The organism is Mesorhizobium sp. P160187, from assembly GCF_057766425.1.
In genome coordinates, this window is record NZ_JBYMDX010000003.1 from 2,169,646 (window position 1) to 2,196,418 (window position 26,773).

Annotated in this window: 32 protein-coding genes and 1 tRNA gene; 18 read left to right on the top strand and 15 right to left on the bottom strand. The window is 63.9% G+C overall.

Going from position 1 to position 26,773, the window contains the following annotated elements:
* Nucleotide 1 precedes the first annotated feature (1 nt).
* The 8 genes from AC3CCE_RS13995 to AC3CCE_RS14030 all read right to left on the bottom strand — a co-directional run bounded on the left by AC3CCE_RS13995 (nucleotide 2) and on the right by AC3CCE_RS14030 (nucleotide 6,490).
* A complete protein-coding gene (locus AC3CCE_RS13995; RefSeq protein WP_352510744.1) occupies nucleotides 2-1,099 on the bottom strand; it encodes a BMP family ABC transporter substrate-binding protein in 1,098 nt (365 codons plus the stop codon).
* 27 nt (nucleotides 1,100-1,126) lie between these two features.
* Nucleotides 1,127-2,506, bottom strand: a complete 1,380-nt coding sequence (locus tag AC3CCE_RS14000) for an amidohydrolase (RefSeq protein WP_352625022.1) — start codon at nucleotides 2,504-2,506, stop codon at nucleotides 1,127-1,129.
* A gap of 1 nt (nucleotide 2,507) precedes the next feature.
* Nucleotides 2,508-3,167: a glutathione S-transferase family protein gene (locus tag AC3CCE_RS14005; RefSeq protein ID WP_352625020.1), complete on the bottom strand. Its 660-nt coding sequence runs from the start codon at nucleotides 3,165-3,167 to the stop codon at nucleotides 2,508-2,510.
* Nucleotides 3,164-4,009, bottom strand: coding sequence for an aromatic ring-hydroxylating dioxygenase subunit alpha (locus AC3CCE_RS14010; protein WP_352625018.1), 846 nt, complete (start codon nucleotides 4,007-4,009; stop codon nucleotides 3,164-3,166). The genes AC3CCE_RS14005 and AC3CCE_RS14010 overlap by 4 nt, the downstream gene beginning before the upstream one ends.
* Nucleotides 4,006-4,659: a Rieske 2Fe-2S domain-containing protein gene (locus AC3CCE_RS14015; protein WP_352625016.1), complete on the bottom strand. Its 654-nt coding sequence runs from the start codon at nucleotides 4,657-4,659 to the stop codon at nucleotides 4,006-4,008. The genes AC3CCE_RS14010 and AC3CCE_RS14015 overlap by 4 nt, the downstream gene beginning before the upstream one ends.
* A 157-nt stretch (nucleotides 4,660-4,816) precedes the next feature.
* Entirely contained in the window at nucleotides 4,817-5,119 is a 303-nt protein-coding gene (locus AC3CCE_RS14020; protein ID WP_488377148.1) for an acylphosphatase, read from the bottom strand.
* Nucleotides 5,120-5,342: 223 nt separating this feature from the next.
* Nucleotides 5,343-5,419 (bottom strand) — tRNA-Arg (locus AC3CCE_RS14025).
* A gap of 162 nt (nucleotides 5,420-5,581) precedes the next feature.
* Complete coding sequence (locus AC3CCE_RS14030; protein WP_023723419.1) at nucleotides 5,582-6,490, bottom strand: DUF1003 domain-containing protein; 909 nt, start codon at nucleotides 6,488-6,490, stop codon at nucleotides 5,582-5,584.
* Nucleotides 6,491-7,061: 571 nt separating this feature from the next.
* Here AC3CCE_RS14030 and AC3CCE_RS14035 point away from each other — a divergent pair.
* Nucleotides 7,062-7,511, top strand: coding sequence for a universal stress protein (locus tag AC3CCE_RS14035; RefSeq protein WP_023695863.1), 450 nt, complete (start codon nucleotides 7,062-7,064; stop codon nucleotides 7,509-7,511).
* A gap of 4 nt (nucleotides 7,512-7,515) precedes the next feature.
* Here the strand turns inward: AC3CCE_RS14035 and AC3CCE_RS14040 are convergent, their stop codons facing one another.
* Entirely contained in the window at nucleotides 7,516-8,490 is a 975-nt protein-coding gene (locus AC3CCE_RS14040) for a D-alanyl-D-alanine carboxypeptidase family protein (RefSeq protein ID WP_023695864.1), read from the bottom strand.
* A 266-nt stretch (nucleotides 8,491-8,756) separates the two neighbouring features.
* Between AC3CCE_RS14040 and AC3CCE_RS14045 the strand changes: the two genes are divergently transcribed.
* From AC3CCE_RS14045 to AC3CCE_RS14060, 4 genes are all read left to right on the top strand, one after another.
* Nucleotides 8,757-10,568, top strand: coding sequence for a methyl-accepting chemotaxis protein (locus AC3CCE_RS14045; RefSeq protein WP_352595103.1), 1,812 nt, complete (start codon nucleotides 8,757-8,759; stop codon nucleotides 10,566-10,568).
* Between the two features lie 236 nt (nucleotides 10,569-10,804).
* Nucleotides 10,805-11,896, top strand: coding sequence for a hypothetical protein (locus AC3CCE_RS14050; RefSeq protein ID WP_352625013.1), 1,092 nt, complete (start codon nucleotides 10,805-10,807; stop codon nucleotides 11,894-11,896).
* Nucleotides 11,897-12,165: 269 nt separating this feature from the next.
* Nucleotides 12,166-12,786, top strand: a complete 621-nt coding sequence (locus AC3CCE_RS14055; protein WP_023671222.1) for a nucleoside triphosphate hydrolase — start codon at nucleotides 12,166-12,168, stop codon at nucleotides 12,784-12,786.
* Between the two features lie 85 nt (nucleotides 12,787-12,871).
* Entirely contained in the window at nucleotides 12,872-13,243 is a 372-nt protein-coding gene (locus AC3CCE_RS14060) for a hypothetical protein (RefSeq protein ID WP_023683605.1), read from the top strand.
* Between the two features lie 25 nt (nucleotides 13,244-13,268).
* Here AC3CCE_RS14060 and AC3CCE_RS14065 read toward each other — a convergent pair whose 3' ends face one another.
* From AC3CCE_RS14065 to AC3CCE_RS14075, 3 genes are all read right to left on the bottom strand, one after another.
* On the bottom strand, nucleotides 13,269-13,973 hold the full coding sequence (locus AC3CCE_RS14065) for a glutathione S-transferase family protein (RefSeq protein WP_352625011.1): 705 nt from the start codon (nucleotides 13,971-13,973) through the stop codon (nucleotides 13,269-13,271).
* Between the two features lie 152 nt (nucleotides 13,974-14,125).
* Nucleotides 14,126-15,334, bottom strand: a complete 1,209-nt coding sequence (locus tag AC3CCE_RS14070) for a beta-ketoacyl-[acyl-carrier-protein] synthase family protein (protein WP_352625009.1) — start codon at nucleotides 15,332-15,334, stop codon at nucleotides 14,126-14,128.
* A 5-nt stretch (nucleotides 15,335-15,339) separates the two neighbouring features.
* Nucleotides 15,340-15,594 carry an acyl carrier protein gene (locus tag AC3CCE_RS14075; protein ID WP_023671226.1) on the bottom strand — a complete coding sequence of 85 codons (255 nt, stop codon included), beginning with the start codon at nucleotides 15,592-15,594 and terminating at the stop codon, nucleotides 15,340-15,342.
* Nucleotides 15,595-15,829: 235 nt separating this feature from the next.
* On the opposite strand from AC3CCE_RS14075, the gene AC3CCE_RS14080 reads away from it, so the two are divergent.
* From AC3CCE_RS14080 to AC3CCE_RS14100, 5 genes are read left to right on the top strand one after another with little or no spacing between them, the layout of a single operon-like run.
* Nucleotides 15,830-16,651: an urease accessory protein UreD gene (locus AC3CCE_RS14080; protein ID WP_081726189.1), complete on the top strand. Its 822-nt coding sequence runs from the start codon at nucleotides 15,830-15,832 to the stop codon at nucleotides 16,649-16,651.
* Nucleotides 16,652-16,681: 30 nt separating this feature from the next.
* Nucleotides 16,682-16,984: an urease subunit gamma gene (locus AC3CCE_RS14085; protein WP_023671228.1), complete on the top strand. Its 303-nt coding sequence runs from the start codon at nucleotides 16,682-16,684 to the stop codon at nucleotides 16,982-16,984.
* A gap of 10 nt (nucleotides 16,985-16,994) precedes the next feature.
* Nucleotides 16,995-17,249 carry a DUF1272 domain-containing protein gene (locus AC3CCE_RS14090; protein ID WP_352625008.1) on the top strand — a complete coding sequence of 85 codons (255 nt, stop codon included), beginning with the start codon at nucleotides 16,995-16,997 and terminating at the stop codon, nucleotides 17,247-17,249.
* A gap of 29 nt (nucleotides 17,250-17,278) precedes the next feature.
* On the top strand, nucleotides 17,279-17,872 hold the full coding sequence (locus tag AC3CCE_RS14095; RefSeq protein WP_023689154.1) for a HupE/UreJ family protein: 594 nt from the start codon (nucleotides 17,279-17,281) through the stop codon (nucleotides 17,870-17,872).
* A gap of 8 nt (nucleotides 17,873-17,880) precedes the next feature.
* On the top strand, nucleotides 17,881-18,186 hold the full coding sequence (locus tag AC3CCE_RS14100; protein WP_023729012.1) for an urease subunit beta: 306 nt from the start codon (nucleotides 17,881-17,883) through the stop codon (nucleotides 18,184-18,186).
* A 26-nt stretch (nucleotides 18,187-18,212) separates the two neighbouring features.
* Here the strand turns inward: AC3CCE_RS14100 and AC3CCE_RS14105 are convergent, their stop codons facing one another.
* Together AC3CCE_RS14105 and AC3CCE_RS14110 are read right to left on the bottom strand one after the other, a co-directional pair.
* A complete protein-coding gene (locus AC3CCE_RS14105) occupies nucleotides 18,213-18,710 on the bottom strand; it encodes a hypothetical protein (RefSeq protein WP_023689155.1) in 498 nt (165 codons plus the stop codon).
* Between the two features lie 123 nt (nucleotides 18,711-18,833).
* The gene (locus tag AC3CCE_RS14110) at nucleotides 18,834-19,196 is read right to left on the bottom strand and encodes a hypothetical protein (protein WP_023671233.1); all 363 of its coding nucleotides are present in this window, start codon (nucleotides 19,194-19,196) and stop codon (nucleotides 18,834-18,836) included.
* A 180-nt stretch (nucleotides 19,197-19,376) separates the two neighbouring features.
* Here AC3CCE_RS14110 and ureC point away from each other — a divergent pair, with 180 nt between their 5' ends.
* The 8 genes from ureC (at nucleotide 19,377) to AC3CCE_RS14150 (ending at nucleotide 25,602) form a co-directional block, all read left to right on the top strand.
* Nucleotides 19,377-21,089, top strand: coding sequence for an urease subunit alpha (gene ureC / locus AC3CCE_RS14115; protein ID WP_488377149.1), 1,713 nt, complete (start codon nucleotides 19,377-19,379; stop codon nucleotides 21,087-21,089).
* Nucleotides 21,090-21,181: 92 nt separating this feature from the next.
* The gene (locus tag AC3CCE_RS14120; protein ID WP_023683601.1) at nucleotides 21,182-21,775 is read left to right on the top strand and encodes a hypothetical protein; all 594 of its coding nucleotides are present in this window, start codon (nucleotides 21,182-21,184) and stop codon (nucleotides 21,773-21,775) included.
* Nucleotides 21,776-21,817: 42 nt separating this feature from the next.
* Nucleotides 21,818-22,423 carry a glutathione S-transferase family protein gene (locus tag AC3CCE_RS14125; RefSeq protein ID WP_023683600.1) on the top strand — a complete coding sequence of 202 codons (606 nt, stop codon included), beginning with the start codon at nucleotides 21,818-21,820 and terminating at the stop codon, nucleotides 22,421-22,423.
* Entirely contained in the window at nucleotides 22,420-23,022 is a 603-nt protein-coding gene (gene ureE, locus AC3CCE_RS14130) for an urease accessory protein UreE (protein ID WP_023683599.1), read from the top strand. Before AC3CCE_RS14125 ends, ureE begins: the two co-directional genes overlap by 4 nt.
* Nucleotides 23,015-23,686, top strand: coding sequence for an urease accessory protein UreF (locus AC3CCE_RS14135; RefSeq protein ID WP_023683598.1), 672 nt, complete (start codon nucleotides 23,015-23,017; stop codon nucleotides 23,684-23,686). The genes ureE and AC3CCE_RS14135 overlap by 8 nt, the downstream gene beginning before the upstream one ends.
* Nucleotides 23,683-24,141, top strand: a complete 459-nt coding sequence (locus tag AC3CCE_RS14140; protein WP_352625004.1) for a DUF3995 domain-containing protein — start codon at nucleotides 23,683-23,685, stop codon at nucleotides 24,139-24,141. The genes AC3CCE_RS14135 and AC3CCE_RS14140 overlap by 4 nt, the downstream gene beginning before the upstream one ends.
* Complete coding sequence (gene ureG / locus AC3CCE_RS14145; RefSeq protein ID WP_023695873.1) at nucleotides 24,138-24,770, top strand: urease accessory protein UreG; 633 nt, start codon at nucleotides 24,138-24,140, stop codon at nucleotides 24,768-24,770. The genes AC3CCE_RS14140 and ureG overlap by 4 nt, the downstream gene beginning before the upstream one ends.
* 64 nt (nucleotides 24,771-24,834) lie before the next feature.
* Nucleotides 24,835-25,602, top strand: coding sequence for a class II aldolase and adducin N-terminal domain-containing protein (locus AC3CCE_RS14150; RefSeq protein WP_023752505.1), 768 nt, complete (start codon nucleotides 24,835-24,837; stop codon nucleotides 25,600-25,602).
* A 361-nt stretch (nucleotides 25,603-25,963) separates the two neighbouring features.
* Here the strand turns inward: AC3CCE_RS14150 and AC3CCE_RS14155 are convergent, their stop codons facing one another.
* Complete coding sequence (locus AC3CCE_RS14155) at nucleotides 25,964-26,596, bottom strand: HAD family hydrolase (RefSeq protein ID WP_023671242.1); 633 nt, start codon at nucleotides 26,594-26,596, stop codon at nucleotides 25,964-25,966.
* Nucleotides 26,597-26,773: the final 177 nt, after the last annotated feature.

Sequence of the window (26,773 nt, forward strand, 5' to 3'; positions counted from 1 at the left end):
CTTACTTCGGCAGTGGTGTGGTGACACCCTTGACGTGCCAGTCCATCGCGACGATCTCGGGATCCGCTATCGTCGCACCGGCGGCGGCGGCTTCGCTGCCGTCGGCCTTGGTGATTGGACCTGTGAAGGGCGAGAAGCTGCCGTCGGCGATCTTCGCCGCCACTTCCTTGATCTTCGTCATCGTGTCGGCTGGGATATCTGAGTTCCAGTCCACGACCTCCACCACCTTTTCGGCGACGCCGAGGAAGGTGTTGGCGCCCTTGAAGGTTCCGGCGAGATGGGCATCCACGGAAGCCTTGAAGAAGGGCGACCAGTCCGTCGCGATGCAGCCGAGATATTTCTTCGGCGCATATTTCTTCATCGACGAATTGAGGTTGAACGCATAGACGCCAGCCTCCTCGCAGGCCGAGATCACGGAGGGTGTGTCCTGCGCGTTCGAGAAGATCACGTCGCAGTTCTGTGCCATCAGCGCCTTGGCGGCTTCCTGTTCCTTGGCCGGGTCGAACCAGGAGTTCACCCAGACGACCGATACCTCGATATCGGGATTTACAGTCTGTGCGCCGAGCGTGAATGCGTTGATCGAGGTGATCAGCTCCGGAATGGCGAAGGCCGAGACGGAGCCGAGCTTGCCGGTCTTGGAAAGAGCCGCGGCGGCTATGCCGAGCAGGTAAGTGCCCTGGAAATACTTCGCCGCGAAGGGCGAGAAATTCGGCGCGGTCTGGAAGCCGGAGGCATGCAGCACGGTGACCCCAGGATCGCGGCGGGCGATCTGTAGTGCACCATTCTGGTAGCCGAATGAGCCGGCGATCAGGAACTTGTTACCGTCGGCGACGGTCTTGTTCATGATCCGGTCGGCGTCCGGCCCTTCGGCGATGTTCTCGATGACGGTGATCTTCACCTTGTCGCCGTACGCGGCCTTGACCGGCTCGAGCCCGGCGGCGAGCGCATGGCCCCAGCCGACATCGCCGACCGGCGACGGGAGCACGAGCGTGATACCGAGCGGCTCGTCGGCTGCAAAGGCGGGACGGCTGCCAAGCGCGCCGGCAAGCCCTGTCGCGGCAAGGCCCTTCATCAGAGTTCTGCGGGTCAGATAGTTCAGCATGTCAGTTCCCCTGTCTTTAAGTTGTTAGAATTCCACCGCGGCAAAAGCAGCTTCCGCGTCCGCAGCAAGCCGGGTCTCGTTCAGCCCGGTAAACGCACCCTTCTCCCAGACGATGCGGCCGTTGATCATGGTCATGTCGGTGGGCATGCCGATGCCGACCTTGGCGATCAGGCTCAATGGATCGTGGCGCGTGCCGACATAATCCATGCGGCGCGTGTCGATCGCGAAGAGGTCGGCGGCCATGCCGGGCGACAGTCGGCCGATGTCATTGCGGCCCAGAAGCGCGGCCCCGCCCGTTGTCGCATAGCCGAGGAAATCGACCGGCGCAGGCACGGGATGAGCGCGCGTCGAGGCCGCCAGGCATTGCAGCATGTAGGCGGAATGGATGCAGTGCATGAGGTTGGAATTGTCGTTCGAGGCAGCACCGTCGCAGCCGAGACCGACGCGCAGGCCAAAGGCGGACATGGCGGGAATATCAGTCACCTCTGCGCCCACCAGATAGACCGGCTCAGGGCAATGCGAGACACCGGTGCCGCTCGCCGCCATCAGCCGCAGTTCGTCATGCGTCAGCTCCCAGCAATGGGCATAGAAAGTGTCTCGGCCGGCAAATCCGAGGTCCTCGAGATAGTCCACCGTACGCATGCCATGGCGGGCCTCGATGATCGGGCTTTCGCCCTCGCCGACATGGGTGTGCATCCGCACCCCGCGATCACGCGCCAGCGAAACCGATTCCACGAAGGTCTCGCGGTAGCAGTTGACCGGCTGGCAGGGAGCGACCGCGACCTGACGCATGCTGAAGGGACCGGTGTCGTGATAAGTGTCGATGAGGCGTGCACAGTCGGCGATGAATTCGTCCGTGGTCTCCAGCATCTCGTCTGGAATGGTCGAGCCTTCCGATTTTGGCAGCGTGTTGCCGCCGCGGCCCGCGTGGAAACGCATGCCGAGAAGGTCGGCCGCTTCGAACTGCCGGTCGATGAGCCGTTTTCCGGCATGGCGTGGAAAATTGTACTGGTGGTCGAAGGCCGTCGTGCAACCGTGCTTTATCAACTCTGCCATCGCCGTGATCGAGGCGTGGTAGAAACAATCCTCGTTGAGCCGGGAGAAGATCGGATAGATCCGGTCGAGCCATTCGATGACCGACAGCTTCGTCCAGTCGAGTTCGGCACGGTTGCGCACAAAGCACTGAAAGAAGTGATGGTGCGTGTTGACGAGGCCGGGATAGACGAACCAGCCGTCGGCATCCTGCACGATAGTACCGGCCGGCAACTCGCTTCTGTGCAGGCCTTCCCCGATTGCCTCGATCTGCGGGCCATTCGTCAGCACATCGACATTGCGCCGGACGCTCGGACCCCTGCCCTCGTCGGTGATGACCGCTGCGCAATTCTTCAGGAGATAGCCGGTCACCTCACGCCTCGTCCGGTATGGGTCGCGGTTCGGGCTTCAACTCGTGCAGCCGGTGGATACCGGGCATTTCGATGAAATTATCGAGGCTGCGGAGCGCTCGCGACCAGAGCCGGATCGTGGGATACGGATCGAGGGAAACGCCGCCGTCGGGCGCGAGCGCGACATAGGGAAAGCAAGCAATGTCGGCAATCGTCGGCCGGTCGGATGCGAGAAACCGGTCGCCACGTATTTTTTGTTCGAAGAGGCCGGCTTCCAGTTCGCGTAGTGCCGCTATGCCATTGGCCTGCAGCGCACCGATGTCACCGGGGCGCAGCAGCATCTCATGCAGGCGCGCGCCGCCGAGGTTGGCGGTCAGCCTGTGCGAGAAGGAAAGCCATTGCTGGATGCGCGCCGTCTCCTCGGGGGCGCCGCTGCCGAGCCAGGCCGGTGCTGCCTTCGCGGCGAGATAGCCAAGCATGGCGGAAGATTCGGTCAGGATCAGGTCGCCGTCTTCAAGGATCGGGATGGAGCCTCCCGGATTAAGCGCCATAAGCTCGGGGCCACGATGCTCGGCGCCGGGATGGAAGTCGACCGGGCGGATTTCGAGCTTCACACCTGACAGCGTCGCCATCAGGCGCACCTTGTAGCAACTTGGGGAGAGGATGTAGTCGTAAAGCTTCATTGTGCCACCAATTGCGCGCCGTAGGTATAATTGTGGCGCTTCAGCCAGCGGCGATAGGCGATCGAGGTCAAGTCGGCGCGCGTCGGGATTTCCATGCCGGGATCGAGCGGCAGAAGACGCGGGATCTGGTTTTCGAGGATCGAGCGGTCCTGCAGGAAAATCGTCTGCTGGAAATGGATGAGGTCGGTCTGTGGCGTCTCGTCATCGAAAAGCGCCATCCACGGCCAGACGTCGCAGAGATCCTCGGCAAGCGGTTGGACGAATAGCGTAATGACATCCCATTCGCCCGGGCGCGGCGGGCAGGTCTTGTAGAGGACTGAGCAGGTCGGGGCCGGCACGCGGTACATGTATTCCGTCGTGATACCGCCGCTCGCGGATTTCGCCGCCTGCGGCTGGTAGAACTTCACCTGGGTCGCCCAGACCTCGTCCTCTTCCTCGCGGATCTCGACCTTGTAGTTTTCGACCTCGGTATGCGGCTCCGAGCCGAGGATGTCGGTATGGACGAAGGGGAAGTGTGCGATGTCGAGGAAGTTCTCGACGGCGCGGAGCGGCGAGCAGCGCACCCGCACCACGCCGACATCGACGAAGCGGCGCCCGGGCTGGTCTGCCTCGGGAATCGGGAAGACCGGTTTATTCGGTTCGCCGAGCGACGACCAGATATGGCCATAGCGCACCGAAACCGGCAGCACGCGCCCGTTTTCGCCTGTCACTTTCGCCGCGCCATTGGCGTCGAGCGCAACCTTGATCGGCTCGCCCATCAGGGTGGTCTCGCGCCCATAGCGGTCGAGCCGGCTGAAAAGCCCGACCGGATACCATTCGTCGCGCATCGCATCGTCGATCATGGCACAGCCCCTTTCGCCTCGATCCCTTCGGCCATGCGCCGAAGGCTCTCGGCGGCTCGCGAGGCGGCGATGCGCCCGGACGCATCGCAATCGGCTGGAACAAGGACGTGGATCAGCGTCTCGCCGGCTTCCTGCGGGATGGGCAGCAGGCGGATTGCCGGCGCGCCGGGCGCCTGCCAGACGCATCCTTCAACGGTGGCCTTCGTACCGGCAGCGACAAAGAGCGCCGAATGTCCGGCACGGGCCGTCAATGAACGGAGCGGCACGTAACCCTCAAAAAGGGGTGGGTTGCCATCAGGCTCTCCATCAGCGACCCAGATGATCCCGCCGGCCTCTTCGACCAACCGGGTCGCAACGCGAATCGTCTCCGGCGGCGTGAGGCTGGGATGGGCAGGAATGCGCAGGCACTGACCGGCCTGCGAATAGGTCCAGCCGTGATAGATGCAGGAGAGCGCCTCGCCGCGCACGAAGCCATGGGAGAGGCGCATGCCGCGATGCGGACAGCGATCGGCCGATGCCGCCAAGCGCCCCGATTGGCTTCGCCAGAGGGCAATGGGACCGGCGGGCGTCCGCGCCGGCATTACCTGTCCTGTTGGCAGATCCTGGGAAAGGGCGACCGGCACCCAGGTGTCCGTCTTGTCGGACAGCATGACCTTACTTTCCGTACTGATACCACTGTTTCCCGACCAGAGAGATGCCGGCGCAAGGAGTTGGCGAACCGCTCGATGCGGCTGACGTATGCATAATTATTTCGCAATTGCAATATTGGTTAAATTAGGTGCAAACGGACGGTAACCACACGCAAAGCTATATGTTTTTTTGCTCGACAGGCGCGCGGTCGATCGTCTCGACCCAGACCTCAATGGGCCCAAGCGAACATCCCATCTCCATCATGTCGATCAGTTCCGCCGCACCGACAATATCGAGTTCGATGCGATCGGTGCTTGCATGAGCGATGTGGTGCGCGAGACCGAGCTTGGCCGCATGGCGCATGATCCAGGGCAGGAAGGACGCGGGTTCGAGGTGGCCGCGAATGGTCATCCGCTCATGCAAGCGGTGTTGACTTTGCTTCATCACGAACGCGCGCCTTGGTGTCACGGTCAGCAGCATAGCGTCTGACTGAACGGGCGGAAGTGGTAATCGACGCGCCAATAACACCGAATATCGACTGATCGCCCGTGCCTAGACCCGGGCACTCATGCATGTCGCCCAGAAGTGCCGCGGTTCTGGGACAACGACATCCATTAAAACAAAGACTTCAAGCGGGTCGCATGGATCCGTTCAGCGTGACGCGCTTAAGGGTTATCTGAGCTATTGTAATACATGGGTAGATTGGCGCACCCGACAGGATTCGAACCTGTGACCTCTGCCTTCGGAGGGCAGCGCTCTATCCAGCTGAGCTACGGGTGCCTTCAGGGAACCTGAAAACGAACCAGCCGATAGGCCGGCCAGCCACGGCTTCTTAGCGGAAGCCGGCGCGGGCTTCAACGGGCAATTGGCGTGGCGATATTTTCGAAGCCACGTCGCGCGGCTCGGCAACTTCGCGTCCGCCTTGCAGCCTCAGCCCGGGACTCACCCCGCCACCTCCACCTTCGCCACCCGCCTGCGCACCCTGCGCGGCGCCCGCTTCGCCTTCTTCGCGCCGGTCAGTTCGTGCATCGCATCCAGCTGCATCTGCTGCATTTCGGCCAGCCGCGTCCATTGGCGCGAGATCAGATAGTCGAGCTTTTCGTGCAAATGGCGCACTTCCAGCTCGGCTTTCAGGTTCACCCGGTAGTCGTTGAACGAGCGCAGGCGGTCCTTGGCCTCCGTCCGTCTCTGGCTCATCATGATGATCGGCGCCTGGATGGCGGCGATACAGGAGAGCAGCAGGTTGAGCAGGATGAAGGGGTAGGGGTCGAAGGCGCTGCTCACGCCCGCGATCAAATTGATGCCGATCCACACCGCAAGCACGCTGCCGAACGAGATCAGGAACCACCAGCTGCCGCCGAAAGCCGCCATGTTGTCGGAGACGCGGTCGGCGAACGAGCGGTGCTCCTCGAACTCCTCTTCCGAGTTTTCCGAAATCGTGTCCTGCCTGGCGATCGATTCGACCACCTGGCGGTCGAGCTCGGAGAATTCGCCATGCTCCTGCTGCAGCAGCTCCTCCATGTAGCGCATGCGGTAGCGGCCGAGCTCCTCCCGGCTGATGCGGGCTCCGCGCGGCAGGTCCGGATGATCGGAGCGGATGCGGTCGGCCAGGCTCGGCCTGAGGTCGTCGATGCGCACCAGGTCACGCTTGCGGAATTTGCGGCCCGATATCGCCGACGGCTTTCGCTTCGGCTTCAGGCGGCCATGCGGTTCGGAGTCCGGCACATCGGGCGCTTCCAGCGCCTCGTCGGCAACCAGCTCGGCGTCATGATCGCCGATGGGCGGCGCCTCGAAATACTCGCCGCCGCTGTCGTTTTCATTGGCGGCCTGTTCGGATGGTTTTGGGCTCATGATGCCGGCTCCTGCTGTCGCGCCCACGATACGCCAAGGCGAGGCGGCATAGCCACCGCCTCGGTGACGATTGCGGGCTTGTGCAAGCGCTTGTGATGCAGGCGCCAAGCCTGCAACGGCGACGCCAGCCTCCACTCCGTCTCGGTTTGCGCTCTACGAGTACCCCCACCCTTAATCCCTCCCACAAGGGGAGGGAGACTTGGTAGGCGCTGATCTCCGCAAACCGTCTAGGTTCGCTGCCAAAAAGGATGGCATGCGGCAGCGTTCCCTCCCCTTTATGGAAGGGCTAGGGTGGGGGTCCTCTTCGGAAGAACCATATGCGATTGCCCTGCATCTTGGGGGGTAGAGGGTGGCTCGGCGAAGCCGGGACGGAGTGGGGGGACGCGATTGCCTGCCCCTCCACGAGAGATCGCGAGCGCGCCCATCGCCTTGGCGCCATGGTCATCGGCTGCTGGCCTCATCCTCGCCCTGTGGCCAACCTGCCGGCGCGCTTATATCCATGGGAGAGCTGCGCCATGATGCGCCTCGCCAAGCCGCCAGGGGCAATGGCCCCACAACAGGGGTCGCCGCCATGTACAAACATATTCTGATCGCCACCGATGGTTCGGAACTCGCCGGCAAGGGCGTTGCCCACGGGCTGACGCTGGCCAACAGCCTTGCGGCCACCGTCACCTTCGTCAATGTCTCCGAGCCGTTCCCAATCCTCGCCTGGGGCGGAGCTGTCGCCGGAGTCGCGGTCGGCGACGAACTGGTCAATTATGAGGAAAATGCCCGCCGCTATGCCGCCGACGTGCTGGACCGGTGCAAGGCCTCGGCCGACGAACTCGGCGTGCCGGCAAAGATCTTGCACGTCGAAAACAAGACGCCCGCCGAGGGCATCCTCGACGTCGCCCGCGCCGAGGCCTGTGACCTGATCGTCATGGCCTCGCATGGCCGCCGGGGTCTCGGCCGCCTGCTGCTAGGCAGCCAGACGGCCGAAGTGCTGTCGCTGACGGAAACGCCTGTGCTGGTGGTGCGGTAGCTGTTTATTGAGTTGGCAAGCCGGGTGGCGCTAGCCCAGGAAGCGACGATGCAGGCGGCGGCAGGCCGGGAAGCGGCGACGCTGCCGGCTGGTCTCCCGCAAACATCAGCCGCGTCTTGGTATCGGCCAGCATCGGCGAAAGACTGCGCTGGATCAGCGCTTCGACATGGTCGTTGCGCTGCCTAGCGCTGTCGGCGCCCATCACCACCACGATCAGATGCCGGCCGTCGGCATTGTAGGACGTGACGATATTGTAACCGGATGCCCTGATATAGCCGGTCTTGATGCCGTCGACGCCGCGCACCCGGCCGAGCATGTCGTTGTGGCCGCGCACCAGCCGGCCGCGGAACATGAAGTCGCTTTCGGAGAAATAGTGGAACTGCTGCGGGAAGCGGGCGCGCAGCGCCATGCCGAGCGTCGCCATGTCGCGCGCCGATGTGTGCTGGCCATCGTCGGGCAGGCCGGAGGCATTGCGGAAGACGGTGCTGCTCATGCCGATCTGGCGCGCCTTGGACGTCATCATGGCGGCGAACTGGTCCTCCGAGCCGCCGAGATATTCGCCCACCGCCACCGCCACGTCATTGGCCGACTTGACCACGATCGCCCGGATCGCCGAATCGACATCGATGCCCTCGCCGCGCTTGAAGCGCAATTTGGTCGGCGGCTGCCGGGCGGCATTGTCGGAGACCGGGATCTGCGTTTCCTTCGAGACGCGGCCGGACTCCAGCGCCTCGAACAGCAGGTACAGCGTCATCATCTTGGTCAGCGACGCCGGATAGCGTTGCGCCCTCGAACTGACTTCGAACAGCGTCTTGCCACTGCCGGCATCGATTACGATGGCGGCATATTTCTCCTGCGGCGCCGGCACCGCCAGCACGCTGTCGGGCGGTGCGGTGGTGCTGCAGCCGGCCACGAAGACGAGCAGCAGGAGGGCTGCGAGAAATTTTTGGACGAGGGAGCGGAAATGGAAGTTTGGCAAGGCAAGTCCGGCGTTGCTGAGAGGGCCGGAACCTAGCCTAACCCATTGTGTTCGTCCATTTGGTTAACGGCGGAGCTGCCGATGACGCTGCCAATCTCCCCCGCAAGGGGGGAGATCAGATGTCGCTTCGGCTTCGCCAATCATCGGCGCTGAAACGGCAACCTCGACATCCGCCCACCCGCCCGAAATCGCCTGCTTCCTGTCCTGTTTTGCCTGCGGGGTCGCGGTGCTGCTATAGAGGCGGCAATTGCTTGGGGGATTTGACAATGACCGGTGACATCGGCGCGGCTGCGCCATCTCTTATCAGGGCTTCGCTCAGCCGCACCGGCAAATGGGCCGGCAGCGTCGCTTTCATCGGCGGCGCGGCTTCCGACATCCTCAATCCGCTGGCGCCGTTCGCCGCCTATATCGCGCTGGTCGCTTCGGTTGCCGCCGCCATCATCGCCATTGCCATCGTTCTGCGGCTGGTGCTGGCCGCCAAAGCGCTGCCGGCGCTGATCTTTGCCACCAGCGCTGCCGCCGTCGCCGGCGGCGTCTATGGCCTGCAGCAGCAGACCAATTCGCAGAACGGTGTGATCGCCGGCCTGGTGCCGGCCATCGCCCAGTTGCAGCAGCAGATGGGCATCGTCTCGGCCAGGGTGGCCAGGATCGAGCAAACGGTAACCGAGACGAAGCTGGCGGTCGACCAGGTCAAGCAATCGACCGACGCGGTGGCGAAGAAGACCGAGGAAATTGCGTCGACCCAGCAGCAGCAGGCTGAGCAGGGCGCGCAGACGCAAAAGTCGGTAGAGGCGGTCAAGCAGACGACCGAAACGCTCGCTGCCGGCCAGCAGAAACAGGCCGAGCAGGCGGATAAGCTTCAGGCGACCACCGAGCAGATCGCCGCCTCGATCGACACCATCGCCAAGGGCTTTGCCGCATTGGCCGCGCAGGGCGGGACGATCGCCGAGCCGAAGCGGCCGGACGAATTCTATCACAATGCCCGCGTCTACGAGCTTTCCGGCGACATGCTGAATGCGCGGCGCTCCTATCTCGCTTTCGCCGGTTTCGACGTCGACGCCGTCGATCCCTACACACGCTTCGCCACCCTGCTGCGCGTGCAGGACGGCAAGGCCGGCGCCCGCGAAGTGTTCGGCGCCCTGGCCGACAAGGCCAAGGCGCTGTCGATCAAGCTGGTCCATATCCTGCAGTTCGATGATGCCCAACGTCTCGACAAGCTCAACGCCTTCATCGCGGCCAATCCGGATTTCGCACCGGCCTATTACCTGCTCGCGCAGGAGTTTTCCGAGGATCGCCTCGGCGTCCAGTCGCTGTCCGACAAGCGCAGCGAGGCCGAGGCGCTGACCAAGTTCGTCTCCTATGAAAAGGAAGGCGGGCTGCTCAAATATTTCGTCGACCAGACGCAGCTCGCCGACTGGCTCGATCGCAGCCGTACCCGCCTGACGGCGCTTGGCGACGTGCTCGACCCGCAGCGCTTTGCCCCGACGCTGACGCCGATGCGCTCCAATGCCGGCTGGACGATCTCCATCTCGCTGCCCGAGGCTGCGACCGGCATTTCCTGGCGCATGGGTGTGTCAGGTCCGTTCACCGACACCGGATTGATGGCGATGAACGACCAGCGCACCGGCAAGCCGATGCCCAATCCGAGCTTCGAATTGCCCGACAGCACCACGGCCACCACCATCGGGGTCAAGTATCTCGATCTCAGGGGCCGCGAGACCGGGCCGTTCAACATAAGTTTCGATCCGGACGCAGCGCTGCAACAGGGCAACAAACAGATCCTCGACCAGTTCTGGACGTCGTGGATCGCCTTCGACGCCAGCGGCAATCATGGCCTGGTCTATTTCTCCCAGATGCTGTCATTCCGCTGCGGCATCAAGGAGGTGCGCTACAGCCTGAACGGCACGGCGCTCGACAAGGAGATCAAGCTGCCGCCTTGCGACAAGAAGGACCCCTACGCCATTCCTTATGACTACCAGCCTTACTTCAAGGTCGCCGACAACGTGACATCGATGGCGGTGCAGGTCACCTACACCGACGGCACCAAGTCGCCGGTGCGCGAGTATAAGCGGCAGTAGGCGCCCACCCTCCCCCATGTGGGGAGGGTCGATCCGCGTAGCGGATCGGGGTGGGGGTCCTTGTAGGGCGCTACCCCCGCCCCGTCGAACAATCTCCGCTTCGCGTCGAGCGCTCGCCGACCCTCCCCACAAGGGGGAGGGTAAAAATCGCCCTGATGCAAAATGCCGGTCGCTGTGCTTGCGCATCCGTCACGGAGCGGGTTTGTTCGCTGCCATCAGAATCAGCAGGTGCGCGGATGGATACGGTCACGATCAAGGCAAAGGGCATTTCGGTCACGCTCGATCTCACTGTCGGCCATATCGCCGACATGACGGTCGACAGCGATGGCCGCCAGCTGAAGCCGCTGCACCGCGCGCCCTGGATCGATGCCGGCGAGACGCTGCCGCCGGACCTGCCTGAAGGCACGGTGCGGCTGTCTGGCGATTTCCTCTGCGCACCGTTTTCGGCCAGCGACATCGAGGCCGCACCGCTGCATGGCTGGCCGGCCAACAGCCCCTGGGATGTCACCGCCAGCGAAGCGACATCCGACGGCTGGCGGGCCGTCTTCCGGTTGCGCCGCACGGTGATGGGCGCGACGGTCGACAAGATCTTCACGCTCCGCAACAGTCATCCCTTCCTCTATCAGGAGCATGTCTTTTCCGGCGGTTCCGGCGCTGTCTCCGCCGCCCACCATCCGATGGCGGCGATGCGCGATGGCGGCCGGCTGGCCTTTTCGCCGAAGCGCTTTGCCGGGACACTGGACGCACCGCTGGAGCCCGATCCGGCCCGCGGCCGCTTCAAGCTTTCCTATCCCGCCCGCTCGACCGATCTGACGCGCTTTCCAGCCACTGGCGGCGGCACGCTCGATCTCACCGACTACCGCATGGAGGATGAGCGCGAGGATTTCATCACCCTGGTCGAAGCCGATCATGACGGTCCGGGCTGGACGGCGCTGGCGCGCCGGGCCGAACAGGATCTGGTGCTGGTGCTGAAGAACCCGGCGGAGCTTCCGGTCACCATGCTGTGGTTCAGCAATGGCGGCCGCGACTACGCGCCGTGGAGCAGCCGCCATCGCGGCGTGCTCGGCATCGAGGACGGCCGCGCCGCCATCGGCCATGCCGCATCGATCGACGACAATTGGCTGAAGCGCGAAGGGGTCGCGACCGCTTTTACCCTCGGCGGCGAAGTCTCCTTCCGCCATGTCATCGGCGCGCTGCCGCAGGCAAACGGCGAGCCGCCGCGCGCTATCGGGACAGCCTCAGGTCACATGCGTCTCACCGGAGCCGATGGTTCGACCCGCGATGTCAGGTTCGACAGCGATTTCCTGCGGATCGGCCAGCCCGGCTGATTTTCGAACGCTGGCCCTGCCCCTCACCTGCCTGCCGGCATCCTCGACACACGGCACATGGAGCTTGTCCGCCGCATCGCCGCGCCAACCAATCTGCTTGGCGCTGCGGCGGACGCATAGGGGGAGAAGTGTTACCCATCTATCGGCTGGACACCGGCAGGGCGACGAGGGGCGGCGCTGACGTGGCGGATGTCGTGAGATTGCCCAAATCGCGGTTTGAAATTTCCTCAAACTGCCGACAAGATGCAAAGCATAACTGGAAGCGCCCAATGTCCGAAATCGCCCATCTCGCCGCCACCATCTTCAAGCGCGCTGGCAAGGCGAAACGCTTCATCGTCGCCATTGCCGGCCCGCCCGGCGCCGGCAAGTCGACGCTCTCGGCCGGCCTGCATGATCTGTTGCCGGAGGGCGCGGCTGAAGTCGTGCCGATGGACGGCTTCCACTATGATGACATCGTGCTCGACCAGCGCGGCCTGCGGTCAAGAAAGGGCGCGCCGGAGACTTTCGACTTCGCCGGCTTCGAGACGCTGTTGAAGCGCATCCGTTCGGGCGAGCCAGACATCGCCATTCCGGTGTTCGACCGCAGCATGGAATTGTCGCGCGCCGCCGCCTCCATCGTTGCCGCCGAGACCAAGTTCATCCTGGTCGAAGGCAATTACCTCCTGCTGGACGAGGAGCCGTGGTCGCGGCTGGCGCCGCTGTTCGACTTCACCATCTTTGTCGATGTGCCGCGTGCCGAACTCGAGCGCCGCCTTCTGGTGCGCTGGCACGAGCATGGCCGCTCCGACGAAGACGCCCGCGCTTGGATCGCTTCCAACGACATGCCCAACATCGATCGCGTGCTCGGCCGTCGCAGGTCCGCCGACCTGGTTGTTGGCGATCCCGCATAGTTCGCTGGACTTCGGAACGGGAACCTTAAGACTTTCAGGTCGTTATCTCTCATCGGCAATCGTGCCGCCGTGAGGGAACCGTCAGATGGCAACCAAGGCAAAAACACCCGCCAAGAGCAAGACCGCTCAACCCAAAGCCAGGCAGGCAAAGGCCACGCAGGCGAAGGCAGGCGCCGGCCCGGCGATCGCCGAGCGGTCCAAGGACGCAAAGCCGGCTTTCGGCAAAGCGGCGCCAAAGAAGGTAGAACCGGTGGCGACGGCAAAGGTGACGGCGAAAACCGCCAAACCCAAGAAGCCGGCAAGCAGCGGCTCGGTGGCCGGCGGCGCGATGCGCACCGTCAAGGCGACCGCCAATGTCGCCGCTGGTGCGGTGGCGGCGACAGCCAGGGGCGCTGCGTCGCTCGCTGCGTCCGTCATCGGCAAGGGCGGCTCGAAAAGCAAGGCCAAGGCGAAATAGACCCGGCTGCTTCGGCTGGCCGAGGTCAATTCCTGGCGGGAATGGTCAGGCCGCGCTGCACCGCGGAGCGCGCCAGCCCGCGCTCCAGCCATGCCGCGACGGTGGGGAAGTCGTCGAAGCCGACGAGTTCGCGCGCCTCGTAGAAGCCGATCAGATTGCGCACCCAGCCCAGCATCGAAATGTCGGCGATGGTATAGTCGTCGTCCATGATCCAGGTTCGACCCTTCAGCCGCGTCTCCAGCACCCCGATCAGCCGCCGCGATTCATTGCGGTAGCGATCCAGCGGCCGCTTGTCGGCGATCTCGCGTCCGGCGAATTTGTTGAAAAACCCGACCTGTCCGAAAATCGGCCCGATCGCCGCCATCTGGAAGAACACCCATTGGATGGTCTCGTAGCGCCGCGCCGGATCGGCAGGGATCAGCTTGCCGGTCTTGTCGGTGAGGTAGAGCAGGATGGCGCCGGATTCGAACAGGCCGAATGGCCTGCCGCCCGGCCCGTCGGGGTCGATGATCGCAGGTATCTTGCCGTTCGGGTTCAGCGACAGGAATTCCGGCGTCCAGCTCTGGTCCTTGCCGATATCCACCAGATGCGCCTCGTAGGGGAGGCCGAGTTCTTCCAGCGCGATCGAGACTTTCACCCCATTCGGCGTCGTCGCGGAATAGAGCTGCAGGCGGTCGGGGTGGCTGGCCGGCCAGCGCTTGGTGATCGGAAAGGCGGACAGGTCGGTCATCGAAAGCTCCGGTCGGGAATTTGGCGCGGTATCGCGCCGTCTGGCGAGTTGCGAAGGATTATCCTCGGCTTCTTTGCCGATCAACCGGTCGAAGGTGCACACACCGTCTTCGCAGTCATTCAGGGCCAGTCGCTCAGGCCAGTCGCTTGCCGTCAGACCGCCTTGAACGCCACCACGGCATTGGTGCCGCCGAAGGCAAAACCGTTGCTGATCGCCGCGCGCACCTTGCGCTCGCGCGCCACATTCGGCGTGATGTCGAGATCGCAGTCGGGGTCGGCCTGCCGGAAATTGGCCGTCGGCGGCACGATGCCTTCGCGGATCGCCATCACGCAGGCGATCATTTCCAGGCCGCCCGAGGCGCCGAGGCAATGGGCATGCATCGACTTGGTCGACGACACCGACAGCTTATAGGCATGGTCGCCGAAGACGCGCTTGATTGCCGCCGTCTCGATCTGGTCGTTGGCCTTGGTGCCGGTGCCGTGGGCGTTGAGATAGTCGACGTCCTCGGGATTGAGCCCGGCGTCCGCCAGGCAGGCGCGCATCGCCGCCGTCGGTCCCTCGACAGTCGGCGCGACGATATCGGAAGCGTCGGCGGAAAGGCCGGCTCCGGCAAATTCGGCCAGAATGGTCGCGCCGCGCGCCATGGCGTGTTCATACGTTTCCAGCACCGCCATTCCAGCACCTTCGCCGAGCGACAGGCCTTGGCGATCGGCCGAGAACGGCCGGCAGGTATCGGGCGCCAGCACCCGCAGGGCCTCCCAGCCCTTCAGGATGCCCCAAAGCAGCGGCGCGTCGGTGCCGCCGGCGACCATGACATCGGCGCGGCCGAGCCGGATCTGGTCGACCGCCGAGGCAAAGGCGTGATTGGACGAGGAGCAGGCCGAAGTGACGCCGAACACCGGCCCGCGCAGGCCGAGATTCATGCTGACATGGCCGGATGCCGCACTCGGCATCACTTTCGGCACGGTGAAGATGCCGGCCCGGTTCTTGCCGTCGACCAGGATGGCGCGATAGTTCTCCTCGATCGCCTCCCAGCCGCAGACGCCGACGCCGACAACCGCGCCCATCCGGTAGGTGGTTGCTTCAGTCGATGTCAGGCCGGCATGCTGCATGGCTTCGCGCGCGGCAATCGTCGCCAAAAGGCTGAAGCGGTCCATCGACACGGTCTGCTTGTGGCTGATGCCATGGTCGGGCAGCGTCTTGATTTCGCAGCCGACCCTGACCTTCAAATCATGCAAACTGGGATTGCTGATTTGACCGATGGCCGATCGGCCGGCCCGCATTTCGTTCCAGATTGCAGGCGCATTGGCGCCGAGCCCGCATATGCCGCCGATGCCGGTAATGACGACGCGCTTTTGCATTCAGCTCAGGCTTTTTTCGCAATCAGCGCGCGAACAGCCTCAACCATATCGCCGACATTCTTGAGATTGCTCCAGGCATCGACCGTGTTCATCTCGATCTCGATGCCGTACTGCTCCTCGAGATCGAAGATGATCTCGGTCAGTTCCAGGGAATGGATGCCAAGCGCGGTCAATTCCGTATTGGTGGTGATCTCTTCGCCACCGGGCTCCGCATGTGCCCTGATCTTGGCGATGATTTCCGTTGCCAGCTCGTCAGCCATTCGATTCCTTCCCCAATTTTATAACGTCGCGGTGCCGATTGGTTGGCGCCCCTGTTGCCTGGACTGAAATCGCCGTCGCCTTCAAAAACCCGCCAGGCGCAGCATGACCGTTCCAAAGAGGCTCCCTCTATAGAAACGGAAACGCTGTCAAGCAACAAGCTATATCAACAAGCACCATATCGACAAAGCGCCGGGAGTGCTTAACGTTAGCGCCGTGGATACGTTGCAGCATGTCTTGATCCCAGCTCTTCCGGCCCAGCGCGCGGCCGGGGCGGCCCGGCTTGCGTGCGGCGTCAGGGATGGACGCACCCGGCTTTTGCGCCTCTATCAGGACGGCTCGGCCAAAATCCGCATGCCGGCCGTTGCGGCCGATCCGCTCGAAGCCGTGCTCATCAACACCGCCGGCGGTCTGACCGGCGGCGATCGGCTCGGCTGGGAAATCGATGTCGGGCCAGGTGCCTCCGCCTCGATAACCACCCAGGCCTGCGAAAAGATCTATCGTGCCGCTAGCGACCGCGCCGAAGTTCGGGTGAAGCTCAGCGTCGGCGCGGGCGGGCGTATCGCCTGGCTGCCCCAGGAAACCATCGTCTTCGACCGCTCGGCCTTTGCCCGCACGCTCGAGGTCGAGCTTGCCGCAGGCGCCGAGGCATTGCTGCTTGAAGCCACCATATTCGGCCGCCTCGCCATGGGCGAAGAGGCCGCGCACGGCCATTTCCACGACCGTTGGCGTGTCCGCCAGGATGGTGCGCTCGTTCATGCCGAGGATTTCCGCATCGGGCCGGCTATCGCGGCGGCACTTGGCCGCCCGGCGGTCGCCGGCGGCGCCATTGCCGCTGCGACGCTGCTGATGGTCTCGCCGCAGGCCGAAGCCTTGCTCGATCCGGCCCGCGACATCGTCGGCGCCGACGGCGATGCCAGCGCCTGGAGCGTCAAAAAATCTGGCAAGCTTCTTGCGAGGCTGTTTGCCGAGGACGGCTATCAGCTGCGCAAGCGGCTGGTTCCGCTCGTCGAACTGCTCAACGGGCGGGCGGGTCTGCCCAAATTATGGTCACTCTGAGCCAAATACAGGCCAAATCCAGGAAAGCGCATGAACCTGACGCCGCGTGAAAAGGACAAGCTGCTCATCGCCATGGCGGCGATCGTGGCGCGCAAGCGGCTGGAACGCGGCGTCAAGCTCAATCACCCCGAAGCGATCGCGCTGATCACCGATTTCGTCGTCGAGGGCGCCCGCGACGGCCGCCCGGTCGCCGAACTGATGGAGGCCGGCGCCCATGTCATCACCCGCGCGCAGGTGATGGAAGGCATCGCCGAGATGATCCACGACGTGCAGGTCGAGGCGACCTTTCCCGACGGCACCAAGCTGGTGACCGTTCACGAACCGATCAGGTGAGGAGAAAACGATGCTGGAGCTGCGACCGAATTGCGAATGCTGCGACAAGGACCTGCCGCCGGAAGCGGCGGACGCGCTGATCTGCACCTTTGAATGCACCTTCTGCGCTGACTGCGCTGAACATGTGCTGGGCGGCGCCTGCCCGAACTGCGGCGGCAATTTTTCCGCACGCCCGATCCGCCCAGTGGAGAAACTGGTGAAATATCCGGCCTCGACCCAACGCGTGCTCAAGGCCGAGGGCTGCGGCCCGCGCAAGGCTGCGTGATTGTTTTCGTGACTTCGAAGGGAAGACCGATGATCTCTGCTTCAACCAAACGCACCACGCTTGCAGCGATCCTGCTGCTGGCGGCGGCGATGCCCGCCTATGCCCATGTCGGCATCGGCACGACCTCGTCCTTCGCGGCGGGCTTCGCGCATCCGCTGTCCGGCCTCGACCATATGACCGTCATGGTAGCCGTCGGCCTGTGGGCGGCGCTCAAGGGCGGCAAGGCAATCTGGGCCTGGCCGCTGGCCTTTGTCGGCGTCATGCTGGTCGGCGGCGCGCTCGGCATGCTCCACGTGCCGGTGCCTTTCGTCGAACCGGGCATCCTTGCCTCCGTCGTCGCGCTTGGCTTGCTGGTGGCGTTGGCGGTCGATCTGCCGGTCTCGGCCGGAGTCGCCATCATCGGCCTGTTCGCGCTGTTCCATGGCCATGCCCACGGCACCGAAGTGCCGGAAAATGCCGGTGGACTTGACTATATGGCCGGCTTTGCCGTTGCCACCGCACTTCTCCATGCCATGGGCATCGCTGCCGGCCTTGGCCTCGGCATGCGCTTTCGCGGGCTTGCCCGCGCCGCTGGCGCCGCTTGTGCTGCAGTCGCCGTCGGCCTGGTCTTCGGCGTTTTGTGAGGCTAACGATGATTCCCGGCGAAATCATCACGGCAAGCGGCGACATCGAGCTCAACAAGGGGCTGCCGACGGTGACGCTGAAGGTGGCCAACAGCGGCGACCGGCCGATCCAGGTCGGCAGCCACTACCATTTCTTCGAGACCAATGAGGGGTTGAAATTCGATCGCGACAAAGCGCGCGGCAGGCGTCTGGACATTGCCGCCGGCACCGCGATGCGCTTCGAACCGGGACAAGAGCGGGACGTCACGCTGGTGCCGTTCGGAGGAAAACGCGAGGTCTACGGTTTTCAGCAGAAGATCATGGGCAGGCTGTGAGATCGACGGGGTCGGGCGCCCTGAGGTCAGTTCGACGGCCTGGCCGCCGCGTAGATGACGATTCTTGCCGAGCCGTCGAATTCCACCGCAAGGACGTCTTCCGTAAGCACGCGCCGCGAATCGATGGCGTTGAACAGCAAGGCGTTGGCGTCGATCTCCTTGCGCAGTTCCGCAATGTCGTCCTGATGCTGTTCGACCTTGCTCTCGACCGCCGGCGGCGGGCCGCCTTCGCTGCGCGCCGCGTCGGTGAGGAAGACGATATCCACAGTATCGAGCTTGGACGTCTTGCGCACGGCGCCGATGTTCTCACGCGTCCGCTCGATCGCGGTGATGATCTTGTTGGTCTGTGGTTCCGTCCGCGCCTCCTCCTGCCGGACATCGGAGCCGACGATCCTGTTGACGGTGTCGGCCCGGTTGACGGCGTCAGCGCTTTCAAGACCTTGCGCGGCTTGCGGGCCGAAAGCTGCGAGAAATGTGCAGGCAGCAAGGCTCTGGAGCCATCTGGTGTCGGCAAAGACAGGCATTGCTCGCTCCTGGTGGACTTTTCTGTGCAACGCCGTTCGGCGCCAAAGGAACGAAACGCCTCCTGTCGGGCGAAGGTTCCCTGTGGGCTGGCGGGCCGGGTGCCGGCCCGCCAAGCGCTTCTTTCAGCTTGCCTTCTTGGTGACAAGGGTCAGCGCGCCATCGGTGGTCATGCTGGCGGCGACCACCTGTGCCGAGGTGAGCCCCTTGGCTTCGAGCGCCGACTTGATCTGCGGCGTCGCGTCGATCGAAGAGCGCAGTTTCTGCAGCCCGGCATCGCCACGCTGGGCGATCACCTGATTGACCTGCGTCTGGGTGGCCTTGGGCAATTCGCTGATATCGACGATGTTGACCTTCTGGATCGCCGGCGCCGCCGGCTGAGCGCTGGGCGCCGCCGGCTTCGGTTGCGGCGTGGGCTGCTGCTGGGCGCCGGCTACGGTTGCGGAGGCCAGCGTGGCGGCGGCTGCAAGAACGATGATTTTGCGCATGTATTTTCCTTTCATCGATTTGGCCAAGGGTTTGGCAAACGGGCGGTTTGGGGTGGCACGGCCACCTCAACGGCCAAATGGGATCAGAAGGTGTCGCCGAGCGGGTCATTGCATGACCATTGGATGGCGACGATGTGGAGTTCGGCTGCGGCCGGACTCTCGTTTGGGGACCATTGACTGATGGCTAGAATTACCCGCGCCGCCTACGCGCAGATGTATGGCCCGGCGGTCGGCGACAGAGTGCGCCTGGCCGATACCGAGCTGTTTATCGAGGTCGAAAAGGACCTCACCGTCCATGGCGAGGAGGTGAAATTCGGCGGCGGCAAGGTCATCCGCGACGGCATGGGCCAGAGCCAGGTGTCGCGCGCCGGCGGCGCGGTCGACACGGTCATCACCAACGCGCTGGTGGTCGATGCCACGGCCGGCATCTTCAAGGCCGATATAGGTCTCAGGGACGGCCGCATCGCGGCGATCGGCAAGGCCGGCAATCCCGACACGCAGGACGGTGTCACCATCATCATCGGCCCCGGTACCGAGATCATCGCCGGCGAGGGCAAGATCCTGACCGCCGGCGGCTTCGACGCGCACATCCACTTCATCTGCCCGCAGCAGATCGACGAAGCGCTGATGTCGGGCATCACCACCATGCTCGGCGGCGGCACCGGCCCGGCGCATGGCACGCTGGCCACCACCTGCACACCGGGACCCTGGCACATGGCGCGCATGATCCAGTCCTTCGACGCTTTCCCGATGAACATCGGCCTGTCCGGCAAGGGCAATGCCTCGCTGCCGGCGGCGCTCGAGGAAATGGTGCTGGGCGGCGCCTGCTCGCTGAAGCTGCACGAGGACTGGGGCACGACGCCGGCGGCCATCGACTGCTGCCTGTCGGTTGCCGACGATTACGACGTGCAGGTGATGATCCACACCGACACGCTGAACGAATCCGGCTTCGTCGAGAACACCGTCGCCGCCATCAAGGGCCGCACCATCCACGCCTTCCACACCGAGGGTGCCGGCGGCGGCCATGCGCCTGACATCATCAAGGTTTGCGGCCTGCCCAACGTCATCCCGTCCTCGACCAACCCGACCCGGCCCTACACCGTCAACACGCTGGCCGAGCATCTCGACATGCTGATGGTCTGCCATCATCTGTCGCCGTCGATCCCCGAAGACATCGCCTTTGCCGAAAGCCGCATCCGCAAGGAGACCATCGCGGCGGAAGACATTCTGCATGACATCGGCGCCTTCTCGATCATCTCGTCGGACTCGCAGGCAATGGGCCGCGTCGGCGAGGTGGCGATCCGCACCTGGCAGACCGCCGACAAGATGAAGCGCCAGCGCGGGTCATTGCCGCAGGAGACCGGCAACAACGACAATTTCCGCGTCCGCCGCTACATCGCCAAATACACCATCAACCCGGCAATCGCGCATGGCCTGTCCAGGGACATCGGTTCGATCGCGGTCGGCAAGCGCGCCGATCTGGTGCTGTGGAACCCAGCCTTCTTCGGCGTCAAACCGGACATGGTGCTGATCGGCGGCATGATAGCCGCAGCCCCGATGGGCGACCCAAACGCCTCTATCCCGACTCCGCAGCCGATGCACTACCGCCCGATGTTCGGCGCCTATGGCAAGGCCAGGACCAACTCGTCGGTGACCTTCGTTTCGAAGGCGGCGCTGGAGTCCGGCCTGCATGGCAGGCTCGGCGTCGACAAGCAGTTCGTGGCGGTGGAAAATACCCGCGGCGGCATCGGCAAGCACTCGATGATCCTCAACGACGCCACGCCGCATATCGAGGTCGATCCCGAAACCTATGAGGTTCGCGCCGATGGCGAACTCTTGACTTGCGAGCCGGCAACCGTGCTGCCGATGGCGCAGCGGTATTTCCTGTTTTGAGGCGAGGGGCGATTTGATCGACCCGGCAAATTCCATTGCGAGCCGGTCGGTCCCACCGCAATATGCGGCTCAAAGAAACCGCGTAGCAGGTCATGGTCACCGAAATAGCCTCCGCCCACGACATCTTCCCGCATATCCGCATCGTCATGGGCATGGTGATCGGACTTGGCGTCGCTCGCCTGCTGTCGGGGGTGGCGCGAATCGTCCAGCATCCCGGCCAGTACAGGCTCTATCCCGTGCACCTCGGCTGGGTCGCCTCCATGCTGTTGCTGCTGGTGCATTTCTGGTGGTGGGAGTTCGGCCTCTACACCATAGAGGTCTGGACTTTCGGCAAGTACCTGTTCCTGATCTTCTACGCCATCACGCTGTTCCTGCTGTGCGCGCTGCTGTTTCCGGATTCGATGCTCGACTACACCAGCTACGAGGATTTCTTCTATTCACGCCGTGGCTGGTTCTTCGGCCTGCTGGCGACGACCTATCTGCTCGACGTCGTCGACACGCTGCTGAAGGGTCCCGAGCATTTCGCCCGCTACGGCAATGAATATCTGTTCCGAACGCCGGTTTTCGTGGTGTTGTGCATCGCCGCCATACTGGTGCGTGACCGCCGCTTCCACATCGCATTCGTCGCCGGCACGCTGATCTATCAGATATCGTTCATCCTGCGGCTCTTCGACACCATCGTCTGAACAGTGGCTATGGTTTAGGGTCGCAGGAAAGAGGGTTCAACCATGTACAAGGCCATCGGATCGCGTGGATCCCGCGTCAGCCGCGTTCTGTGGATGCTCGAGGAACTCGGGCAGCCCTATGAATTCGTCGAGGTCAAATTGCGTTCGCCCGAAGCCTATGCGCTCAACCCGTCGGGCAAGGTGCCGATCCTGATCGATGGCGAACTGACGGTGACTGATTCGGCGGCAATCTGCGTCTATCTCGCCGACAAGCACGCCGACAAAGGCATGGGCGCCAATCCAGGTGTGGCCGGACGCGCCGAAATGGATTCCTGGATGCATTTTGCCCAGTCCGAGTTCGAAGCGCCGCTGTGGAACAAGCTGCGCCACCGCTTCCTGTTGCCGAAGGACGTGCGGGTCGATGTCGGCCCCGCCGCCGCCTACGATTTCGCCTCGGAGGCCAAGGCGCTCGACGGCCGGCTGGGGGATCGGGAGTTTGCGCTGGGCGACCGGTTTTCCGCCGTCGACGTGCTGTTGGGCGACATGGGCGGCTGGGCCCGCGCCGGAAAATTTCCGATCGAATCCGAGCGCGTCAACGCGTATTTCGACCGCGTCCTGGCGCGGCCTGCCCGTGCGAGAGCCCAGGCTAACGGTGGAGCCATGCGATGAAACTCAACCTGAACACCGACTTCACCAAGTTCCCCCGGGCCGTCTCGGTGGTGCCTGCCGGCACTGCCGGAACTACGCCGCCATCCGGCCGTGCCGTCCTGCCCCATGACGAGCGTCATTTGCGCCGCCGCGCCATTGAGCTTGCCGACGGCAGCAAGGTGCTGGTCGATCTGCCCGAGCCCGTGACCTTGAACGATGGCGACCGGCTGGTGCTGGAGGATGGCGGCCAGGTCGAGATCACCGCGGCACCCGAAGAGGTCTATGATATCCGCGCCCGCGATGCGGTGCATCTGACGGAGCTTGCCTGGCATATCGGCAACCGCCATCTGGCGGCAGCGATCGAGCCCGGCCGCATCCTGATCCTGCGCGACCATGTCATCAAGGCTATGCTGGAAGGGCTGGGCGCCACGGTCCGCGAAGTCTCCGAACCGTTCAAGCCGGTGCGCGGCGCCTATTCCGCCCAAGGTGCGCATGGTCACGATCATGGCCATGCGCATGCGCACGCCGAAGCGCATTCCCATGATGGACGTTCCCACGCACACAGCGAGTCGCATTCGCACAGCCATTCCCATGACGGGCACCATCACGATCATGACTGACCAGCCATCCGGCATCGCTTTGCTGCGGCTCATGGCGTGGCTGTCGCCGGCCTTTCCGGTCGGCGGCTTTGCCTACAGCCATGGCCTCGAACGCGCCGGGCAAGACGGGCTGGTTGCCGATACCGCCAGCCTCGCCTTCTGGCTGGAGACGCTGGTCGAGATGGGCTCGGGCTGGAACGACGCCGTGCTCTTCACGGAAGCCTGGCGCCGCGCCCGCGACGGCGGCGATCTCCATGAAATTGCCGATCTCGCCGAAGCGCTGGCCGGCTCGCGTGAGCGTCACACCGAAACCATGCTGCAAGGCGCCGCCTTCCTGAAAGCGGCAGCGGCTTGGGCGAATCCGGTGTTGGGCCGCCTGCCGGCCGAATGCGCCTACTGTGTCGCCGTCGGCGCCGTTGCCGGCGGCAACGGCATCGCGCTTCAGGACGCGATGTCGGCCTTCCTGCAGGCCTTCTTCTCCAACCTCGTTCAGGCGGCGATCCGACTCGGAATCGTCGGCCAGACGGACGCCATGGCCTTGCTCGCCGGCTTCGAGCCGTTGGCGCTGTCGACGGCCGCGCGCGCCGCCGGCTCGACATTGGACGATCTCGGCGGCTGCGCCTTCATCTCCGACATCATGGCGATGAAGCACGAGACGCAGTATTCCAGGCTGTTCCGCTCATGATCGTCCTCGCCTTCGCCCTCTCGGCCGTCCTGCTGCTGATCACCGCGCTGCATGTCTATTGGGGCCTTGGCGGCATCTGGCCGGGCAGGGACGGCGTCTCCTGCGCCCACGCCGTCGTCGGATTTCGCGGCGTCGACGAGATGCCGACGCCGTTTGCCTGTTTCGCCGTTGCCGCGTGCCTGTGCCTGGCGACACTGTGGCCGCTGGCGCTGACCGGGGTCTTCGCCACCCCCTTTCCAAGGGAAGGCCTTGCCGCCACAGCGCTGCTCATAGGGCTGGTCTTTCTCGGCCGCGGCATTGCCGGCTTCACGCCGTGGTGGCGCCGTCTGGCGCCGGAACAGCCTTTTGCGCGGCTCGATATCAGCTTCTATTCGCCGCTCTGCCTGTTGATCGGGCTCAGCTTCGCCATCCTCGCCATCACGGAGTTTTTCGGCATGACGGATTTTTCGCTATGACTCAGGCCAACGGTCCCCTGCGCATCGGCATCGGCGGTCCCGTCGGCTCCGGCAAGACGACGCTAACCGAAAAGCTCTGCAAGGCGCTGCGCGACGATTTCTCCATCGCCGTCGTCACCAACGACATCTACACCAAGGAAGACGCCATGATGCTGGCTCGCCTGCAGGCGCTGCCTGAGGACCGCATCGTCGGCGTGGAGACCGGCGGCTGCCCGCACACCGCCATCCGTGAGGACGCCTCGATCAATTTGCAGGCGATCGCCGGGCTGAACAAAAAGTTTCCCGATCTCGACATCGTCTTCATCGAATCCGGCGGCGACAACCTCGCCGCCACCTTCTCGCCGGATCTTGCGGATCTGACCCTCTATGTCATCTCGGTCTGCCAGGGCGAGGAAATCCCCAGGAAGGGCGGGCCGGCGATCACCCGCTCCGATTTCCTCGTCATCAACAAGAGCGATCTGGCGCCCTATGTGAACGTCAACCTCGATGTCATGGAGAGCGACGCCGCCCGCATGCGCGGCAAGCGCCCGTTCGGCTTCACCGACCTGTCGCGCGGCAAGGGCCTGCAGGAAGTCATCGACTTCATCGTCGAGCATGGCGGGCTGCAGTCGGCTCGCTCGGCCGCCTGACCCAGTATTTACCGGTTGCTGGTCGGCTCTTCGCGCGGCATTCTCTCGAAAACGGAGGTTTCAGATGAGCATCGCCCGCCTGCAGAAGGAAACGCTGACCAACCTGCCCTATTATGAGGAGCGCGTCGATCTTGCCGCTGCCTTCCGCTGGACGGCGCGGCTCAATATGCATGAGGCGGTGGCCAATCACTTCTCGCTGTCGGTCGATGAGGACGGCACCAAATTCCTGATGAACCCCAACCAGGTGCATTTCTCGCGCATCAAGGCGAGCGACCTTTTGCTGATCGACGCCAACGATCCCGACACGCTGACCGGCCCGAATGCGCCTGACCCGACCGCATGGGGCCTGCACGGCGCCATCCATCGCAACGTGCCGCATGCGCGCTGCGCCATGCATGTGCATTCCATCCACGCCACCGTGCTGGCATCGCTGGCCGACTCGACCCTGCCGCCGATCGATCAGAACTCGGCCATGTTCTTCAACCGCCACGTCGTCGATGCCCATTATGGCGGGCTGGCGTTCGAGGAAGAAGGTGAGCGCTGCTCGCAACTGCTCATTGACCCGAAAGTCAAAGTGATGGTGATGGGCAATCACGGCGTCATGGTCATCGGCGACACCGTCGCCGACGCCTTCAACCGCATGTTCTATTTCGAGCGCGCCGCCGAAACCTACATCAAGGCGCTGTGGACCGGCCGGCCGCTGCGCACGCTCTCCGACGCCATTGCCGAAAAGGCCGCCAGCGAGATGGACGACTATCCCGGCCAGGCGGAGCGTCATCTCGCCGAACTGAAGGCGATCCTCGACGAGGAGGAGCCGGTGTACCGGAGCTAAGCGACCATCCGTGCTTCTCCCGTTTACGCTACGCACTCACCTTCTGTGATTTGTTATGACTGATCGGCGTAAGGTTGATTGCCAGGTGGTTCCCCCAATCCGTCGCTGCTTCGCAGCGCCACCTTTCCCCCTCCGGAGGGAAAGGAAGGGAGCCTTTCTGGACGAGCGTTTGACGGCAAAAAGCTTGGCGCCTTTCCTCTACCCCGTCGATCGGGGGGTCCGAAGGACGGGCGAGACCCGTGGCTCGCCCCGGCAGGGTGGCTCGGCGAAGCCGAGACGGGGGTCGACCAGCGCAACATTAGACAATGCATGGCCAAGCTGAAGGGAGGATGAGGGGCAGCGCCGACGTTCATAGGCTCACTCAGAGTCCCAACTGAGCCCGCAACTCTTCCGCACTGTTGATCACGACAGCGCCCTTCGGTCCTGCCATCGGCGCTTCCGGCCAGAAGATCGTCCGCATCCCCGCGGCCAGGCCTGATGTGGCGCCGGTAACGCTGTCGTCGACGGCCACCGCGTCTGAAGGATCGACGCCGGCCAGCCACGCGGCGCGCAGGAACGGTTCGGGATGCGGCTTGCCTTCGCGCACGTCGTTTCGGCTGATCGTGCGCATGCCGGGATAGATCAGGCCGACGGCGCTCAGATTTGCATCGACGATCACCCGGTCGGAATTGGACACCACCGCCTGCTGCACGCCGAGCGCGCGCAATTCGTTGAACACTTCGATCGCGCCGGGGCGCGGCTTCAGCGTCTCGGCCATCGGCATGTAGTGATCGTATTTGCGCACGATCCAGTCGTCGAAGGGCAGGTCGAGGCCGAACTCGCTGCGCAGCATCTCGTAGACCGGTGCGGCGGCGACGCCCAGCACCCGCTCATGCAGGTCGGCCGGCGGCGTGATACCGACGCTGCGCAGCGCCGCCACCAAGGCCGCCTCATGCAGCGGCTCGCTGTCGACCAGCGTGCCGTCCATATCCCAGAAAACCGCTTTCGGCGTCATGCGAGGCTCCTTTTCCGATCCCCTTAAAGCGTTTGTATCAGGAGATAAACCGCCGAGCCCGTCCGCTGGCGATTTTCGCTTGGTTGGTTGCCGCGCGGCGGCCGGATCGAAGCAGCAAGCAATTGCCCTGCCGATAGACAATTGCGCGCCGACACATTCCCTGCAAGACTATGACGC